Source organism: Chloroflexota bacterium, assembly GCA_020850535.1.
GTDB lineage: Bacteria > Chloroflexota > UBA6077 > UBA6077 > JACCZL01 > JADZEM01.
Genome location: JADZEM010000099.1, coordinates 1 through 15,858 on the forward strand (window position 1 = coordinate 1; position 15,858 = coordinate 15,858).

The following is a 15,858-nucleotide window of genomic DNA, read 5'->3' on the forward strand; positions in this document are numbered from 1 at the left end:
CTGATGCTGCTACCAGTGCAATCGTATGTTGAGCGCGTCGTGCGGCGGCGTCGGGGCTTGAAAGCCCCGCCTACGATCCTGCAGTCGCTGCGCGACGCGCCAGTCGCACCAGTGCCTGCCGTTCCCGGTGTCCGTCGCGCAGCGACGGCGTGACGGTAGGCGGGGACTTCAGTCCCCGACCGCCCGTTCCATGATGCTTCGGGGACACCAATGAACATGCAATCGCCCTGGACCGTCACGGCATGGTCGGGGCGCGCCCGCTGCTGTGGATGACAGCTGTGACCGCTCAGTGACGTTTTTCGGCGCCGGCACGCTGAGTATGTCGGCACAGCAGCTTGACCGTATGGTAGGCTCACCGTGCTCGTTCGACCGTCTGATGTGAGAGTGGCCCCCGCCGCTCACACGGACTCGCGCAGCGGACCTTTGTCGAGCGCGCCCAGTGCCCGATGGAGGTCGTCTTCCTCGTGCTGCGTTGCCCCACGCACGGCGCCCAGGTTGGCGCCTGTTCACTCCTGGCTGGCTGTCGCGTCGCGGTCCCAGCCTGGACCGTTCTGGTTGCCACCTACGCCTTCCCGGCCCTGCTGATTGCCGTGGCGGTCCTCGGCTTCGGGAACCGTGTGCAGTACCTGACGGACCTCCCGCGGTACACCGACGAGATCAACGAGATCCTGCCCGCGTTCGACATCGTGCGGGGGACGCGCTTTCCGCTGATGAGCGGCCCGAAGCACATCGGGGCGTTCTGGGACTACCTGCTGGCCGGCGGCATGCTGCTGTTCGGCCGCTCGCCGGACCTACCGCGCATGATGATCCTCGCGGCGGGCCTCGCCACGCTGGCGGTGACGTTCGGCTACGCTCGATCCCTCGGAGGGCGCTGGGCCGGCCTGCTGGCGATGGGCCTGCTGGCCGTATCCGCGCCGCACGTGCTGCTCAGCAGTCGTGTGGCGTGGTCGGTCTGCCTGACGCCGCTGCTCGGACTCGGGGCGGCCTGGGCGCTCGATCACGCCGTGCGCCACCAGAAGCCGTGGTTCTTGCTGGTGACGGGGCTGCTGGCCGGCCTGGCGCTCCAGGCCCATCCGTCGTTCGCGGCGGTGATCCCCGGGCTGGCGGTCTACCTGCTCTGGCGAGGCTGGCGCTTCCTCAAGGGGCCGCAGATCTACCTGGCCGGGCTGCTCTTCGTGGCGGCGTTCAGCAACGTGCTGATCTACAACATCCAGAGCGGCATCGGCGGCGTCCGCAGCGTCAACGCCCAGTATCCGGACAAGGAGCTTGGCTCGCTGGCGTATCTCGACACGATGTTCGCGCCGTGGCGAGGGCTGCTGCTGACGCTCTCGTCCGCCATCGACCCGACCCGTGAGGCATCGGCGCTGACGCCGTTCGTCCTCTTCGTGGGGGCGCTCACGGCAACGGCGCTCGCCTATCTCACCTGGAAGCGGACGGCGCTGCCGGCGCTGGTGACCGTGCTGGCGATGCTGTTGCTGCCGTTTGTCCACGACGATTTCGCGCCGATTCTGAAATCGCGCTACATCATGCCGCTTGTGCCGCTGGCGTTCGTGGCGATTGCCGTGCTGCTGGTGCAGGGGATCGGGCAGTTCAGGGGGTGGCCGCGCGTGGTCGGGGCCGCCACCGGCCTGGTGCTGATGGCCGGCATGCAGACGCAACTGATGCACTTCGAGTCGGTGGCACTGGCGGCGGACTGCTCCAACGACCCGCAGCGCGAGATGATCGGCCACCTGGAAGCGCAGATGTACCCCAACGAGTGGATCCTGCTCGACCAGGGCAGCCTGCCGTCGGCTGAGCGGATGGGGTATCTGACGCTGCTGGAGCTTTCGCGGCGGAAGATCGGCGAGGGCAGTTTCGGGCGTGGCAAGATCTGGGACGAGCTGTCAGATCGGGACTCGTTCCTGACGCTGGTGAGCGACGGCAAGGCGACGCAGCTTTTCGAGAAGCAGCGACTGCCGCTGCTGCCGCAGACCGTGGCAGCCGTCCACCCGGCGCTGCGACAGCCAGGATCGGACGGCGCGCTGCCGCCACAGGGCATCGGGCTGTACCGGGTGACGCGAGACGGCGCACAACTGCTGGCCCACGATTCGGAGCCGGGCTGCGGCGCGCTGCTGCTCAACTGACGCGGGCAACCGAGTGTTCCCGTCAGGGCGGCGCGCGGAGTACCATGCTCCCGGTACGCTGTTCTGGCGAGCGTGTGCGATCACTCTGCGAGGCTGCCCTGCCCGGGCCGCGCGAGGCATCTGGTGACCGACGACCTGCGTGAGCTTCCGCTCTTCCCGCTGAATACGGTCCTCTTCCCATCATTGCCCCTGCCGCTCCACATCTTCGAAGAGCGCTACCGGCTGATGATCGGGCGGTGCATCGTGACGGACAACCTGTTCGGCGTGTGCCTGATTCGCGAGGGCGTCGAAGTCGGCGGGCCGGCCGAGCCGTTCGAGGTGGGCACCATCGCGCAGATCTCCGAGGTGCAACGCGAGCCTGACGGCCGTATGAACCTGATGACGTTCGGGACAGGCCGCTTTCGGCTTGCGGAGATCACCCAGCGCGAGCCGTACCTGATCGGACGCGTACAGTTGCTGCCGACCGGCGGCGAAGACCCGGAGCCGGCGCTCGTGTCCGACGTGGCGGACCGACTCCTGCGGTACCTTCGCGAGGTCCGCCGCACCAACCGTCTGCCGGACCGTGGGGAGCTGATCTCAGACGTCGACCGGCTGTCGTACCTGGCAGCGGCCACGTTGGGGCTGTCTGCCCGCGAGCGACAGACGTTCCTGGAGATCGACTCGACGCTCGCGCGGCTCACGGAGGCGCGCGACCGGCTGCGCCGCGAGATCGACAACGCGCGCCTGTTCGGGCGGGAGATCGACACGCCGAACATCGGGCCGTTCTCGCGGAACTGAGGGTGACGCTGAGCGCCGAGCGCGTCCTGGTGCTGCGGCCCGGGGCCATCGGCGACACGCTGGTGACGCTGCCGGCCTTGCTGGCGCTGCGTCGCCGCTTCCCGCGGGCTGATATCCAACTGGCCGGAAACGCCGTGGCCCTGCCGCTGGTGTCGGCATCGGGGGTGGTGGATCGCTGGCTCTCGTTTGACAGCCCGCAGGTGACGCGCCTGTTCGCCGGCGCGCCGGCCGCCGACGACCGCTTTGCCGGCGTTGACGTGGCCGTGGCCTGGTGTGCCGACCCTGATGGCACGCTGCGCCGAGGCTTCGAGCAGCGGGGTGCGCGGCAGGTGGTGATCGCACGGTCGCGGCCTGCGCTTGGGAGGGTGGTTCATGTCGCACAGTATCTGGTCGAGACGCTCGATCCGCTCGGGATCGAACCGGGCGACGATCTGGAGCTGCTGACCATCGTGCCGCCCCGCGAGGCTGCGATCCAAGCAGACGGCATCCTGGCCGGCCTGGGGCTGGAGGGACAGCCCTTCCTGGCGGTCCACCCGGGCAGCGGCTCGCGCGCGAAGAACTGGCCGGCCGAGCGCTACGCCGACGTGCTGGAGGCCATCAGGCGGGAACAGGGGCTGCCGAGCGTCGTGCTGGCCGGGCCGGCCGACGACGACGTGCTGGCGCGGCTGGCGGCGCATGCGCGCGGGCCGCTGGACGTGGTGGCAGGGCAGCCGCTGACGGTGGTGGCGGCCCTATTGCCGCGAGCGTACGCCTTTCTCGGCAACGACTCGGGGCTGGCGCACCTGGCCGGGCAGCTTGGCGTCCCGACGCTGGCCCTCTTCGGCCCGACCGATCCGGCGGTCTGGTCGCCGCTGGGGCCGCGCGTGCGGACGCTCCGCTCGGAGCCGCTCACGGACCTCCCGGTGCGCCGCGTGCTCGCGGCGCTCGCCGAATCGCTCCGTGAGACGCCCGCGGGATGCAGCGACGCGTAGCGCGGCGTCGGGCCAACCCGGTCGGTCGACGGGCCTACTCTGACTGTTGCTCGGGATCGGGCTCGCGGCGAGCCGCCAGCCGCGTCTGGTGCTTGGCCTCGTAGCCCTGATCGGACGGCACGTAGAACGGTCCCTCCACGCCCTCGGGCAGGTAGCGCTGCTGGATCCAGTGGCCTGGATAGTCGTGCGGGTAGGCGTAGCCGCGCCCGTACCCCAGGCCGCGCGCTCCGGCAAACGAGGCGTTTCGGAGGTGGAGCGGAACTTCCGTGTTCGCGCCCTCGCTGATAGCGGCCTTGGCGGCGCCGATCGCTTTGAGCGCGGCATTCGACTTCGGCGCCATCGCCAGGTAGAGCGTGGCCTGACTCAGCGTCAGCTCGGCCTCGGGCCAGCCGACAAGCTCGGCCGCCTGGGCCGCCGACTGGGCCACGACCAGCGCGATAGGGTCGGCGTTGCCGATGTCCTCGGAAGCCAGGATGACCAGTCGCCGCGCGATGAAGCGCGGATCCTCCCCCGCGATGACCATCTTCGCCAGCCAGAAGACCGCCGCGTCAGGGTCGGAGCCGCGCACGCTCTTGATGAACGCCGAGATCGTCTGGTAGTGATCGTCGGCCTGCCGGTCGTAGCGGACCTGCCGGCTCTGCATCGCCTCGACGATGGTCTCCTGCTCGATGGCCGTCTGGCCGGCCCCGCGTGTGGCCTCGGCGGCGGCCTCCAGGGCGTTGAGCGCCGTGCGCGCATCGCCGGCCGCGAGGGATGCCACAAGGTCGAGCGCCTCGTCGGTGACCGTCAGGCCCAGGCTGCCCAGGCCGCGCTCGTCGTCCTCGACGGCGCGACGGAGGATCATCCGCAGATCGTCTGGCCCGAGCAGCTCCAGGTGGAAGATCCGCAGCCGGCTCCGCAGCGGCGCGATGATGTCGAAGTACGGGTTCTCGCTGGTGACGCCGATCAGGGTGACGAGACCGTCCTCGACGTGCGGCAACAGCGCCGCCTGCTGGGACCGCGACCAGCGGTGGATCTCGTCCACGATCAGGACGGTCGGGCCGGACCACGCACGCGCCCGGGCAATGGCCTGCTTGAGGTCGGAGACGCCGTCGGTGACGGCGCTCAACTGCTCGACGGCAGCACCGGAAGCGCTGGCGATCAGCCGCGCGAGGGTGGTCTTACCCGAGCCGGGCGTGCCCCAGAGCACCAGCGATCCCGCCCGCCCCGACTCGACGGCACGGCGCAGCGGCTGCCCAGGCGCCAGCAGCGCACGCTGACCGACCACTTCGTCCAACGTCCGGGGCCGCATCCTCGCGGCGAGCGGTTGGCGTTCGGGCGGCGTCGGCTCGAAAAGGGCCGGTTGTGGGGCGGAGAACTTCGGCATCGGCCCTGGCATTGTACCGCCGAATCGGTTTCGGCGCGGAATCCAACTGCCCTGGACACCGCCGCCACCGAGTCGCCAGCAACGTGCGGCCAACCCAACCGGCACGCATGCCACGGCTTACCGGCGCGCAGGTCAGGCGCGCCGTGTTCGGTTGTGGACTGGAACTCTGGAGATGAAGCAGAGACCGACGGGATGGCGAGGGTCAGTCCTCGTCGCCGTCGTCGCCGTCATCAACCATCAGCGAGGCGGGGATGCTCTCAGCCGTGCCGGACGACTTCGGGCCACGCAGGCCGTGCAGCCGCCGAGCAAGCAGGGAGCGCAGCATGTCGAGCGCCAGCCAGCGATCCTCTTCGCTCAGCCGCTCGACATCTGAGAGTGTCTGGCGCAGATCCGGGTCAAGGATCTCAATGGCATCCTCAACGCCCAGCAGCTCGTCTGGATCGGCGTCGAGCGCGGTACACAGGGAGACGACCGTGCTGGCCCAGGGATCGGTGGTGCGGCCGGCGAGCAGCCGATACACCGTGCCAACGTGACGGCGAGGAACGCGCCTGACCACCTCACGGGTCGAGAGGCCGCGGCTGTTCATAACGCGCTTGATGGCGGCGGCGAGATCGTCGGGACGAACGATCTTGCGCGGCCCGCGCCTGGTCGAGCCTCCGGCCGGAGGGGTAGCGGGGTCGCCGGCCGTCGTCGGAGCGTCTTGGCTCGCTGCGACTATCGATGTGCGGTCCATCTGCTCACATCTCCAATGGCCACGGGGGCCGGGGTGATGCCGGATCGAAAGGGCATCCCTCCAAGAGGCTGAAGCGGCTGCCTCACTGGCGCTCCGAGCTTCCCCTGCCTCGAACCACCGTGAACCGCCCCAGCCACTACGCTGCTGTCCACCCGGGCCATGCGGCTGAATTCTTAGGAATACGCCGAATGACGTATCGGGGGAGTATAGCCGATATCGTGTGAAATTGCGCCAGTTGTGCTTCTGTGACCCAGTTTGCGACGCCGGCAGGGACCAGTGCAACGATTGTGGCGCAACATGCCGGTGTCCGATGTACCGTCATGTCACATCGTGCGTCGTACATCGTGTCGGAAACGTTTGCGGACGTCGAGACCTACCGTACTCCTGATGCTGATGCGTTCCTGTCGCCGATGTCGCGATCGGCCCTGCATCTGCCCGTCGTCTGGACACGAGGTTCAGGCGACTGCGGACCGTGCGAGTGCTCGCACGAAGCGCGACTCATGGTAGCAAATCTCGCACGGCGCGTGCGTCCTGCCGGCAGCGTCCGTCACGCTCAATCTCCAGCGTGATCTTCTCACAGGCGTGCACCACCGACGAGTGGTCGCGCCCGCCCAGCAGCTGTCCGATCTGTGGGAACGACAGGCGAGCATCTTCCCGGAGCAGATACATCGCCAGGTGGCGCGGCGCGACGATCTCCTTGTTGCGGGCCTTGCCGCGCAGATCGTCCACCGTCACGCCGAAGTAACGGGCGACCGCTTCCAGGATGACCGGCGGTTCGCTGCTGGTCGGCCTCGGCGCGACAAGGTCGGCGAGCGCTTCCGCCGCGACCTCCACCGTGACGGCCTTCCCGTGCAGCATGGCGTAGGCGGTGATCCGATTCAACGACCCTTCCAGCTCGCGGATGTTGGTGTGAACCTTCTCCGCGACAAGCTCCAGCACATCGCTCGGGATCTGCACGCGTCCGTTGACTTTGGAACGCAAAATGGCGATGCGGGTCTCCAGGTCTGGCGGCTGAATATCGGCGATCAATCCCATTTCGAACCGCGACCGAAGGCGATCTTCCAGCGTCGGGATTGCTTTCGGGGTTCGGTCGCTGGTCAGGATGATCTGTCCGCCACCCTCGTGGATGGCGTTGAAGGTGTGAAAGAACTCTTCCTGCGTGCCGACCTTTCCAGCGATGAACTGGATATCGTCAATCATCAGAATGCTGGCGCGTCGATACCGTTCGCGGAATTCATCGGTGCGGTGTGCGCGAATCGATTCGATCAACTCATTGGTAAACGTTTCGGACGAGACGTACAGCACGCTGTGCCCGGTCTTCAGCACTTCGTGGCCGATGGCGTGCAGCAGGTGGGTCTTGCCGAGGCCCACGCCGCCGTAGAGGAACAGCGGATTGTAGGCCTGGCCCGGCGCATCCGCGACGGCCTGTGACGCCGCGTGCGCCAGGCGGTTGCCGCTGCCAACCACGAACCGCTCGAACGTGTAGCGGGCGTTCAGCGGGGAGCCTTCCCAACCGGACGGTGCAGCCGATTCGACCACCGCCGTACGGCCGCCTCGGCGGGAACCGTTCCGCGCGGCCGTCGTCTGCTGGCTGGGCTGCTCGGCCAGCGCGAACATACCGTAGCCGTCCACGCCGTTGGACGAGCGCGGCCCGCCCGAGACCATCCGCACACGGCAAGGCCGGCCGACTACGTCGTAGAGTGCGCGCAGGATGTGCTGCCGGAAGCGCTGTTCGAGCGTCTCGCGCACCAGCGGGTTCGAGACGGCGACTGTCAGCTCGTCGTCCTCGAACGCCGTCGCGGAGGTGCCCGCGAGGTACGACTCATAGTTCGCCTGGCTCATGCCAAGCCTCAGCTCGCCCAGCGCCGCATCCCAGATCCGCACAGGATCGCGCACACGCCCTCCAGGAGGAAACTCACCTGCGAGGCAGTCTAGCAGAGGTGCGGCGAGGCCACTATCGGGCTCTGCCGCACAATCGGCGGGGTTCAGGTAGTCTTGCGCGCCGGCCCCGTCTGGGCGGCTCATCAGCGTCTTCCGGAGGCCTGACGGGCACAGCCACTCGCCCCCTCTTGTGATGAAAACGAGTGAGTCAGCGATCCGATGCGCGGATAGCGGCCTGCTGCGAGATGGACTGTGCGACGTACACGGGCCAGCCGACCGGCGCTGCAGCCTGGGCGGCGGCCTGGGCGGACCGTGCATCTTCGCAGAGGGCGAACAGGCTGGGGCCGGCCCCGGTCAGGTGAAACGGTCGGCCGGTCAGCCCGCGCAGGCGCGCACGCAGGTCGGCGAAGCCCAAGTAGACACGGTCCGCCGCGCCGTCAAAGCTGTTGACGAGGTGTTCAGGCGCGATCGAACGGCCCGCACGGATGGTCTCGGCCAACCCGAGCGTCCGCGAGCCGTCGCCCCACTCGGAGGGCTGGAGCGCCCGGTAGAGTGCGCGGGTCTTGTCGGGCGGGCTCAGATCGGGGCTGACCAGGACCAACCAGAGTGGCCGGGCGGCCGGCAGGTGTTCGACCTGCTCGCCACGCCCCCGGATGAGACTGCTGCCGCCAGCCAGGAAGAGCGACACGTCCGAACCGAGCTGCGCCGCCAGCGGTGCAAGCGCCCGGCGTCGACTGAGGGCCGTGCCCCAGAGCCGATCCAGCAGTCGGAGCGCGGCAGCGGCGTCACTGCTGCCGCCGCCGAGGCCGGCCGCCAGGGGGATGCGCTTGTCGATGGTCAGGCAGGCGTGGGGCGAGCGGCCGGCCCGCGCCGCCAACAGCTCCGCCGCGCGACGGACAAGGTTCTCGTCATTGGCGACCAGCGGCGGCCTCATCGAGACGGCCAGGCCGGCGGCCTCGTCGGCGGTCAGCGTATCGGCCAGGGAGATCGTCTGCGTGACCGAGACCAGCTCGTGAAAGCCGTCGTCGCGCCGACCGAGGATCTCCAGAGCCAGGTTGATCTTGGCGTGCGCTCGCAGCGTCAGCGTCATCGGTCGAGATCCTGAAACGCCTGGAAGAGGGCGCGCCACTGGGGCAGCGTCAGCGCGTGTGGCCGCGTCTCGGCGGGAATGCCTGCCCCCGCAAGCAGCCCTTGAACCTCCATCCGCACCCATTCCCGGCGGCCGAGCGGCTCCCGCTTCAGTCCCTCGTGCAGCGAGTTGAGCACCGTCTTGCGCGGCTGCCCGAAGCCCGCCCGCACGAGACCCAGGAACGCGGCGCGCTGGGCCATCGGCACAAGCGGCTCGTCCAGTGGATCGAGCTTGATGACGGCGGACTCCACCTTCGGGCGCGGATGGAACGCCGCGGCCGGCACGATCCGCACGATACGCACGCTGGCGATGGCCTGCACCATGACCGCGAGGTAGGACAACTGACCGACCGGTGCAACGATCCGCTCGGCAACCTCGCGCTGAATCATGACGACGAGCGTCTGTGGCAAGGGGTCCAGGCTCAGGTAGCGATACAGAAACGGCGACGTAATCTGGTACGGCAAATTTGCCACAAGCTTGTACGGACCGGTCAGGTAATCGGCGGGGGAAAGCTGGAGCGCATCGCCCTGCACGATCCGCACATTTGCGGCGACCAGCCGTGGCAATGCCGCAGCCAGGTCGCGGTCCAACTCGAATGCCACCACGCGGCCAGCCTGGCGCGCCAGCTCCTGGGTCAGGATGCCGAGTCCAGGGCCGATCTCCAGCACCTGATCGTCTGGGGAGAGGCTGGCCGCGCCAGCGATACGCTTGACGACGCCAACGTCGGTCAGAAACGACTGCGAGAGACCCTTTCGGGGCCGCAATCCGAGCTGCCGGAGCAACGCGGCTGGCGACGACGGCCGCGCCCGGGGCGGCGCGAGGGGGGCGTCTTCGGTCGGCGGCAACACGGCGTTGTCTGCCCTCTCCTGCCCGTCGTCAGCGCGGGGTACGCTGGTGCCAGACAACGACTGAGCGGCGCAGGAAACGTTCCCGCGCCGCTCGTGATGCTCGATGATCGGTCGTGCACCCACCATCGATCTGCTGCCGACCGCGACCCAACGTCCGCTTGCTCCGGCCCGGTAGCCCTACGGCACCCGACGAGCACCGCTTACCGTTGCTTCGTCTCCGATCTGGCGGGGTTCACAGGTCGCCGCCGCGTAGGACCGTTCCATCAACACTGCGCTGCGTTAGCCTGACCGGCCGACAAACAAACCTCAAATGGGAATTCAGCCCGGCATAAAGCGGGTTTCCGGTTACAGGGCACCGCTAGCGCCCCACCTAGCACAACCACTCGGAAGTGTACCCGCCGCCTCTCCCAGCCGACAATGGCTTTCCGTTCGGGGACAGGGCGATTGCACAGTGGGCGCGTCGTGCAGCCCCGTCGGGGCTTTCAAGCCCCGACCGCTCGTTTGACGGCATTTTGGGAACACCAACGAACATGCAATGGCGTTCCGTTCGCGGTGACGAGGTGACGGGCATCAGCGGCGGGTGACCCACGCGACCATCTGCTGCCAGACCGTTGCGTAGCCCGGCCAGGCCACGAACGGCGGCGGGCACCAGTGCGGGCCGCAGTCCGTGGTGTAGGCGATGGTCCGCCCCTGGCCGATCTCGCGGCAGGCGACCAGCGGATCGTCGCCGACGCGCACCAGCACCCGGGCGTCTGGCCTGGGCGTGACCCGGTTGTAGCCGAGGACGGCCGGCCAGGTCCCGTCCAGGCCCGCGACGATGGCGTGGTCGCCGACCACCCGCGGTTCGACGCCCTCGGGGCACTCAACCCGGTCGTCGCTGGTCTGGAGGGTGACGGGCAGCACCGCTTCGACGGGCGTCCCGGCCCAGCGGCCCTTCCCTTCGATGCCCTGGAACGTCAGGTAGCCGCCGACCATGATCAGGCCGCCGCCGTTCTCGACGTACTCGCGCAGCAGCTTGAGACGGTTCGGCGTTTGTTGGCCGCGCTCCCAGGTGGCAGGCGACAGCACCAGCGTGTTGGTCCCGATGTCGCTGAGGATCACGCAGCCGTACTGTCTCAGCGCCTCAGCGGTCGTCGGAAACGCCGTTGGCGCATCGTGGTTCCGGATGAACTCGACCTGACAGCCGCCAGCAGCCAGCGCCGCGCGCAGATGATCTGCGCCCTCGCCGTACGACGAGGTGGTGAAGCTGTCAAAGCCCTTGACGTGGGTCGTGGTGGTGACCCAGGACTCTCCGGCGAGCAGGACACGTCGGCTGTCAGGCATGGCGGCCCCCTAGGTGCGGATACTGGATACCGTGGCTGCCGCCGATTGTAGCGAGGTCGGGCAGCGGACGGGGCCGTCAGTAGGTCAACCCCGCCCAGAAGATGTCACGCGCCGGACGCGTCTAGCCGATGGCGAGGCGCTGGACGCCGGCCTCTGTCGCCGCGAAGAGGAAACGACCGTCGATGCCGAGGGCCAGGCCGTTGACCCGGCCGGCCAGCGGGCCGCCGAGCAGCGTCCAGTCTACGCCGCCGTTGACGGAGCCACTCACTCGGTACGCGTCGCCGCCGGGCGCGGAGCGGGTCTTCTCCTGCTCGGCCAGGAAGACGCGGCCAGGAGCGGATGGGTCGTAGCTGAGCGCGGTCATGGTGACGCTCGGAGTCTTCGCTCCCTGCATCATGCCGCCGCCACTGTACTCCAGGACGGTTGTCCACGATGCGCCATCGTCTGGTGAGGTCAGCAGGAGCGAGCCGCCCGAGCGCTGATCCTTATTCGCAGCCAGGTAGTAGCGGAGAGGATCTGCGCCACTCCCGCCGACGATGGTGTTCGGGAATGCGCCGCGCGGAGCGGTCAGCGACTGGAACGACGCGCCCGCGTCAGTGCTGATCTCCAGGTCGTCGCTCAGGTCGCGGCCAGCGTAGCAGCCGGCCGTTCGGAAGATGCGGGCAGGGTCTGTGGGGTGGGGCGTCAGGATGTAGACGCCCATGGCGCAGAGCGTGCCATGCCACTCCTCGAGCTGGCTCCAGGTCTCGCCGCCGTCCTGGCTCCGGTGCAGCCACAGGTCGGTGATGTTGTACTGGGCGGCGTAGACGGTACGCGGATCGGCCGGGCTGACACGAACCTCGTGGAACGGCCGGTCAGGGTGGGCGGACGCCAGGACCGTGGTCCAGGTCACGCCGCCATCGGTGGAGCGCTGAACGCGGTCCTCCGTTGCCAGGAAGAGCAGATCGTGATTCGTCGGATCGACCTCGACCATCCCCTTCGGCGAGGCGTCTGGCAGGGCGATTGAACGCCAGGACAGGCCGGCATCGTCACTCCTGTACAGCTCGCCCCCGCGGGCCGCCAGCAGCGCGCCGGAGGCCGGTGCGAACAGGCGCGTCGCGGCCGGCGCCGGGAGGATCTCGGTCCACTCACCAGCGGCCTGCAGCGGCGCGATGGCCAGGGTCCACGCGGGCAACCCGTGCCGCGGCGCGTCGGGCGTCGGGAGAGGCGCAACACTGGCGGCGAGCGCGCTGGTCGGGAGGGTTGGCAGGGCTGTTGCGGCCGCCACCGCGAGCAGTCCACGCAGAACGCCACGACGGGTGACCTGCATGAGAAAGACACCTCACAAAGCTGACCGACTGTGATGCGGTCGTGACACTACAGACGATAGCAGTACGTTCCGGACGCCAAATGTCACCGCGAGCACGTTCGGTCCGTCCGCGCCTCGACAGACCGACGCGCGCCTGCGCGCGTAGGATGGCGATACGCCCGTTGCTAGCCGAGCGGTCCCTGTGACAGCGTGTGGCCGGGTACAGCATAGGTGTGGAGAGAGAAGATGTCGGTAGCAACCGCCCAGAATGATACTGTGATGGCCTCACCGCTGCGCCGCCGGGGCGTTGTGCAGGCCGACCTGGCGTGCATGATGTGCGGCCGGAACGTCGGGCAGATCGTGGATGGAAACATCGTGCACCGGACGGGCTGCGGCGGCAGACTGCGGCTGGAGCGCGGGCTGCTGCGCTGTTGTCAGTGCGGCGGGTCGGTGTACCGCGAGCCGGTCTCGCCTCTGACCGCTCGTTAGAGCAAGCCGCGTCCGCCCGACGCAGAGCCGGGCCGGAAGCGGCGACCACCAAGACACCCAGAGCACGAACCCCGACGCGGCAGATGGCGCGTCGGGGTTCCTGGTGTGGCCGATCTCGGTGCGGCTGCCACGGGCGGTTTGGGCAGGATGGCTGGCGCGCCTTCGCCGGGCCGGCGCGTACAATCGAACGGACGAACGCCGACAGCGCAGGCGTGCCGGACGCGGCCAGTCAGGACCGGCGGGAGGAACGACGGCGTGCCCGTGCCCACGGCCAGACCCATCGAGCGGCTGCTGATCGCCAATCGCGGCGAGATCGCGGTGCGGGTCATCCGCGCCTGCGCCGCGCTGGGCATCCGCTCGATCGCCGTCTACTCCGAGGCTGACCGCGACGCGCTCCACGTCCGGCTGGCCGACGAGGCCCACCTGCTCGGCCCGGGGCCAGCCTCCGCGAGCTACCTGAATGTCGAGCGTATCCTGGAGGCCGCCCGTGGGAGCGATGCCCAGGCCGTGCATCCAGGGTACGGGTTCCTCTCGGAGAACGCGGCGTTCGCGGAGGCCTGTGCCGCGGCCGGGCTGATCTTCGTCGGGCCGCCGCCGGCCGCGCTGCGGCTGCTGGGCGACAAGGCGGCTGCCCGCAAGCTGGCCGCGGCCCACGGTGTGCCGGTCGTGCCGGGCTATGACGGCGCGGCCCAGGACGATCCCACGCTGGCGGCGGAGGCTGCACGGATCGGCGTCCCACTGCTGGTGAAGGCGGCGGCCGGCGGTGGCGGACGCGGCATGCGGGCCGTCTCCAGCCTCGACCAGCTGCCGGAGGCGATTGCAGCCGCCCGCCGCGAGGCCCTCGCCGCGTTTGGCGACGACACCTTGATCCTCGAACGGCTGATCGAGCGGGCGCGGCACGTCGAGGTGCAGGTGCTCGGGGACAGGCACGGCGCGCTCGTACACCTGGGCGAGCGCGACTGCTCCGTGCAGCGGCGTCATCAGAAGGTCGTCGAGGAGAGCCCCGGCCCGGCCGTGACGCCCGAACTGCGAGGGGCGCTCGGCGAGGCGGCGCTGCGGGTGGCCGGCGCGGCGGGCTACGTCGGCGCGGGCACCTGCGAGTTCCTGGTCGGGCCAGACGGCCAGTTCTGGTTCATCGAGATGAATGCGCGGCTCCAGGTGGAGCACCCCGTCACCGAGCTGGTGACAGGGATCGACCTCGTGCAGAAGCAGTTGGAGATCGCGGCCGGGCTGCCGCTCGGGCTGGCGCAGGCAGACGTAGCGCTGCGCGGGCACGCCGTCGAGTGTCGGGTGTACGCCGAAGACCCGGCCCGCGCCGACCTGCCGACTCCTGGCCGCCTCGGGCGCTTCCGCCCGCCGGTCGGGCCGGGCCTCCGCAACGACGTGGGGTATGCGGACGGCGACCGTGTCCCTCCGTTCTACGACACGATGCTGGGAAAGCTGATCGCGTACGGCGAGACGCGAGCGGAGGCCATCGGCCTCGCGCGGGCGGCGCTCGAACGGTACGAGATCGAGGGGCTGCCGACCAATCGCACCCTGCTGACCTGGATCCTCGATCACCCGACGTTCCAGGACGGCGCGGCGACGACTGACTTTCTGTCGATGGCTCGCCCGGGCGACACGGACCTGGCAGACGTGCCACCCGTCGCGCTGGCAGCAGCCGCCGCCGCGTGGCTGTCTGAGATCGGCCGCGATGGGGGCGACGACGGGCACTCTCAGGCGAGCACCGATGGCACGTTGGGTGACTGGCGCATCGGCGGGCAGGGCGTCATCACCTTCTGGCAGGCCGCGCCGGACGCCGACCCCGTCGCCGTGGTGGCCGACCGCGAGTCGCCGCGTCGCTGGCGGGTGACCGTGGCCGAGGATCGCTTCGACGTGACCGTGACCGGCCTGGACGACCTGCTCCTGGTACGCCCGCTCGTGGTGCGCCCGGTGGGCGGGCAGACGGAAGTCCCTTCGGCGTCACCGGCTGGGCCGACGGGAGCCGTGCCGGCGTCGCCGGCTGGGCCGACGCTGGCCGAGGGGTCCGCCGCGCCGATCCGTTGCCGCGTTGCCGTCGAGTGGGCGCGTGGGCGGGTGGTCGTCACCCACGGCGGCGACCGATCCGTGGCAACGCTGGCCGCGCCGCCGGCCGCCGCGCCGACCGGCCGCCACCATCCTGGCGGGCGCGCCCCCGGACTTGAAGCACCGATGCCCGGCCGGGTCGTCCGCATCCTGGCAGCGCCCGGCGACGTCGTCCGCGAGCATCAGCCGCTCCTGATCGTCGAGGCGATGAAGATCGAGAACGTCGTAGCAGCACCGCGAGATGGCGTCGTTGCGTCGGTCCTCTGCGCCGAGGGTGACGCCGTGGCCGGGGGGCAGGTGCTGGTAGAGTTAGCGTCACTATGACCGCGAATCCCCTCCCCCCTCAGCCCGGCTTCGCGCGCTGGGATGCTGATGACGCGCTCGACGCGCTCCACCGAGCGGGCCTCGACATCGATCGTGTGGAGCAAGCGCGCTGGCCGGCCGCCGCCCCCCAGCCGCGCACCCAACGACAGGCGTTCACTTTTCGGAGTCGCGGCGCGGTCGATCCGCACCTGCTGCTGGTCTTCGACAGCGCCGAGGCGCTCGAAGCGTGGCGATTGTGGCTGGCACGCTACTGGAAGGCTCGGCCGTATCTGAGCATCCACGACAACCTGCTGCTGCTGGTCAGCCGAGATCTGCCCGACTGGGACGCCGCCCGCTTCCACGATGCGCTGGCCCGCATGCGGGCGACCGCCGCGCTGGCCGCCTCGGCCGCCGCCGCCGTCCCGCCAGCGCCGCCCCTGGAAACGCCCCAGCAGGCCGTTGCCCACCCGGCCCAGGCGGCCGACACATCGGCGGCCCCAGGCTCAGCGCCGGGGCGCCTGCCGCCCGCCCAGGGGCCTGAGTGATACGATCATGCACGGCCT

At 69.5% G+C, this 15,858-nt stretch carries 13 protein-coding genes and 1 other RNA gene; 6 read left to right on the top strand and 8 right to left on the bottom strand.

Annotated elements, in window-relative coordinates; genetic code table 11:
* Window positions 1–446 precede the first annotated feature (446 nt).
* From IT306_14015 to IT306_14025, 3 genes are all read left to right on the top strand, one after another.
* Window positions 447–2,123 carry a glycosyltransferase family 39 protein gene (locus tag IT306_14015; protein ID MCC7369540.1) on the top strand — a complete coding sequence of 559 codons (1,677 nt, stop codon included), beginning with the start codon at window positions 447–449 and terminating at the stop codon, window positions 2,121–2,123.
* 123 nt (window positions 2,124–2,246) lie between these two features.
* The gene (locus tag IT306_14020) at window positions 2,247–2,900 is read left to right on the top strand and encodes an LON peptidase substrate-binding domain-containing protein (protein MCC7369541.1); all 654 of its coding nucleotides are present in this window, start codon (window positions 2,247–2,249) and stop codon (window positions 2,898–2,900) included.
* Between the two features lie 2 nt (window positions 2,901–2,902).
* Window positions 2,903–3,871, top strand: a complete 969-nt coding sequence (locus IT306_14025; GenBank protein MCC7369542.1) for a glycosyltransferase family 9 protein — start codon at window positions 2,903–2,905, stop codon at window positions 3,869–3,871.
* A gap of 34 nt (window positions 3,872–3,905) precedes the next feature.
* Here the strand turns inward: IT306_14025 and IT306_14030 are convergent, their stop codons facing one another.
* The 8 genes from IT306_14030 to IT306_14065 all read right to left on the bottom strand — a co-directional run bounded on the left by IT306_14030 (window position 3,906) and on the right by IT306_14065 (window position 12,460).
* A complete protein-coding gene (locus IT306_14030) occupies window positions 3,906–5,237 on the bottom strand; it encodes a replication-associated recombination protein A (protein MCC7369543.1) in 1,332 nt (443 codons plus the stop codon).
* Window positions 5,238–5,439: 202 nt separating this feature from the next.
* Window positions 5,440–5,970, bottom strand: a complete 531-nt coding sequence (locus tag IT306_14035; protein MCC7369544.1) for a helix-turn-helix domain-containing protein — start codon at window positions 5,968–5,970, stop codon at window positions 5,440–5,442.
* A gap of 498 nt (window positions 5,971–6,468) precedes the next feature.
* On the bottom strand, window positions 6,469–7,995 hold the full coding sequence (gene dnaA / locus IT306_14040; protein ID MCC7369545.1) for a chromosomal replication initiator protein DnaA: 1,527 nt from the start codon (window positions 7,993–7,995) through the stop codon (window positions 6,469–6,471).
* A gap of 64 nt (window positions 7,996–8,059) precedes the next feature.
* Complete coding sequence (gene ispE / locus IT306_14045) at window positions 8,060–8,941, bottom strand: 4-(cytidine 5'-diphospho)-2-C-methyl-D-erythritol kinase (protein ID MCC7369546.1); 882 nt, start codon at window positions 8,939–8,941, stop codon at window positions 8,060–8,062.
* The gene (gene rsmA / locus IT306_14050) at window positions 8,938–9,828 is read right to left on the bottom strand and encodes a ribosomal RNA small subunit methyltransferase A (GenBank protein ID MCC7369547.1); all 891 of its coding nucleotides are present in this window, start codon (window positions 9,826–9,828) and stop codon (window positions 8,938–8,940) included. Before rsmA ends, ispE begins: the two co-directional genes overlap by 4 nt.
* 111 nt (window positions 9,829–9,939) lie before the next feature.
* Window positions 9,940–10,207, bottom strand: an RNA gene (ffs, locus tag IT306_14055) — signal recognition particle sRNA large type.
* 191 nt (window positions 10,208–10,398) lie between these two features.
* On the bottom strand, window positions 10,399–11,151 hold the full coding sequence (locus IT306_14060; GenBank protein MCC7369548.1) for a cytoplasmic protein: 753 nt from the start codon (window positions 11,149–11,151) through the stop codon (window positions 10,399–10,401).
* A 121-nt stretch (window positions 11,152–11,272) separates the two neighbouring features.
* Window positions 11,273–12,460, bottom strand: coding sequence for a hypothetical protein (locus IT306_14065; protein MCC7369549.1), 1,188 nt, complete (start codon window positions 12,458–12,460; stop codon window positions 11,273–11,275).
* Window positions 12,461–12,685: 225 nt separating this feature from the next.
* Between IT306_14065 and IT306_14070 the strand changes: the two genes are divergently transcribed.
* From IT306_14070 to IT306_14080, 3 genes are all read left to right on the top strand, one after another.
* Window positions 12,686–12,928, top strand: a complete 243-nt coding sequence (locus IT306_14070; protein ID MCC7369550.1) for a hypothetical protein — start codon at window positions 12,686–12,688, stop codon at window positions 12,926–12,928.
* 147 nt (window positions 12,929–13,075) lie between these two features.
* A complete protein-coding gene (locus IT306_14075; GenBank protein ID MCC7369551.1) occupies window positions 13,076–15,316 on the top strand; it encodes an ATP-grasp domain-containing protein in 2,241 nt (746 codons plus the stop codon).
* The gene (locus tag IT306_14080) at window positions 15,313–15,840 is read left to right on the top strand and encodes a hypothetical protein (GenBank protein MCC7369552.1); all 528 of its coding nucleotides are present in this window, start codon (window positions 15,313–15,315) and stop codon (window positions 15,838–15,840) included. Before IT306_14075 ends, IT306_14080 begins: the two co-directional genes overlap by 4 nt.
* The last annotated feature ends 18 nt before the right edge of the window (window positions 15,841–15,858 follow it).

Bases quoted from the DNA above. Each gene is read 5' to 3' on its own strand.
- IT306_14080 (MCC7369552.1), top strand. From the start codon at position 15,313: ATGACCGCGAATCCCCTCCCCCCTCAGCCCGGCTTCGCGCGCTGGGAT.
- IT306_14075 (MCC7369551.1), top strand. From the start codon at position 13,076: ATGGCTGGCGCGCCTTCGCCGGGCCGGCGCGTACAATCGAACGGACGA.
- dnaA (MCC7369545.1), bottom strand. From the start codon at position 7,995: ATGAGCCGCCCAGACGGGGCCGGCGCGCAAGACTACCTGAACCCCGCC.
- IT306_14065 (MCC7369549.1), bottom strand. From the start codon at position 12,460: ATGCAGGTCACCCGTCGTGGCGTTCTGCGTGGACTGCTCGCGGTGGCG.
- IT306_14030 (MCC7369543.1), bottom strand. From the start codon at position 5,237: ATGCCGAAGTTCTCCGCCCCACAACCGGCCCTTTTCGAGCCGACGCCG.
- ispE (MCC7369546.1), bottom strand. From the start codon at position 8,941: ATGACGCTGACGCTGCGAGCGCACGCCAAGATCAACCTGGCTCTGGAG.
- IT306_14060 (MCC7369548.1), bottom strand. From the start codon at position 11,151: ATGCCTGACAGCCGACGTGTCCTGCTCGCCGGAGAGTCCTGGGTCACC.
- IT306_14070 (MCC7369550.1), top strand. From the start codon at position 12,686: ATGTCGGTAGCAACCGCCCAGAATGATACTGTGATGGCCTCACCGCTG.
- IT306_14015 (MCC7369540.1), top strand. From the start codon at position 447: ATGGAGGTCGTCTTCCTCGTGCTGCGTTGCCCCACGCACGGCGCCCAG.
- IT306_14035 (MCC7369544.1), bottom strand. From the start codon at position 5,970: ATGGACCGCACATCGATAGTCGCAGCGAGCCAAGACGCTCCGACGACG.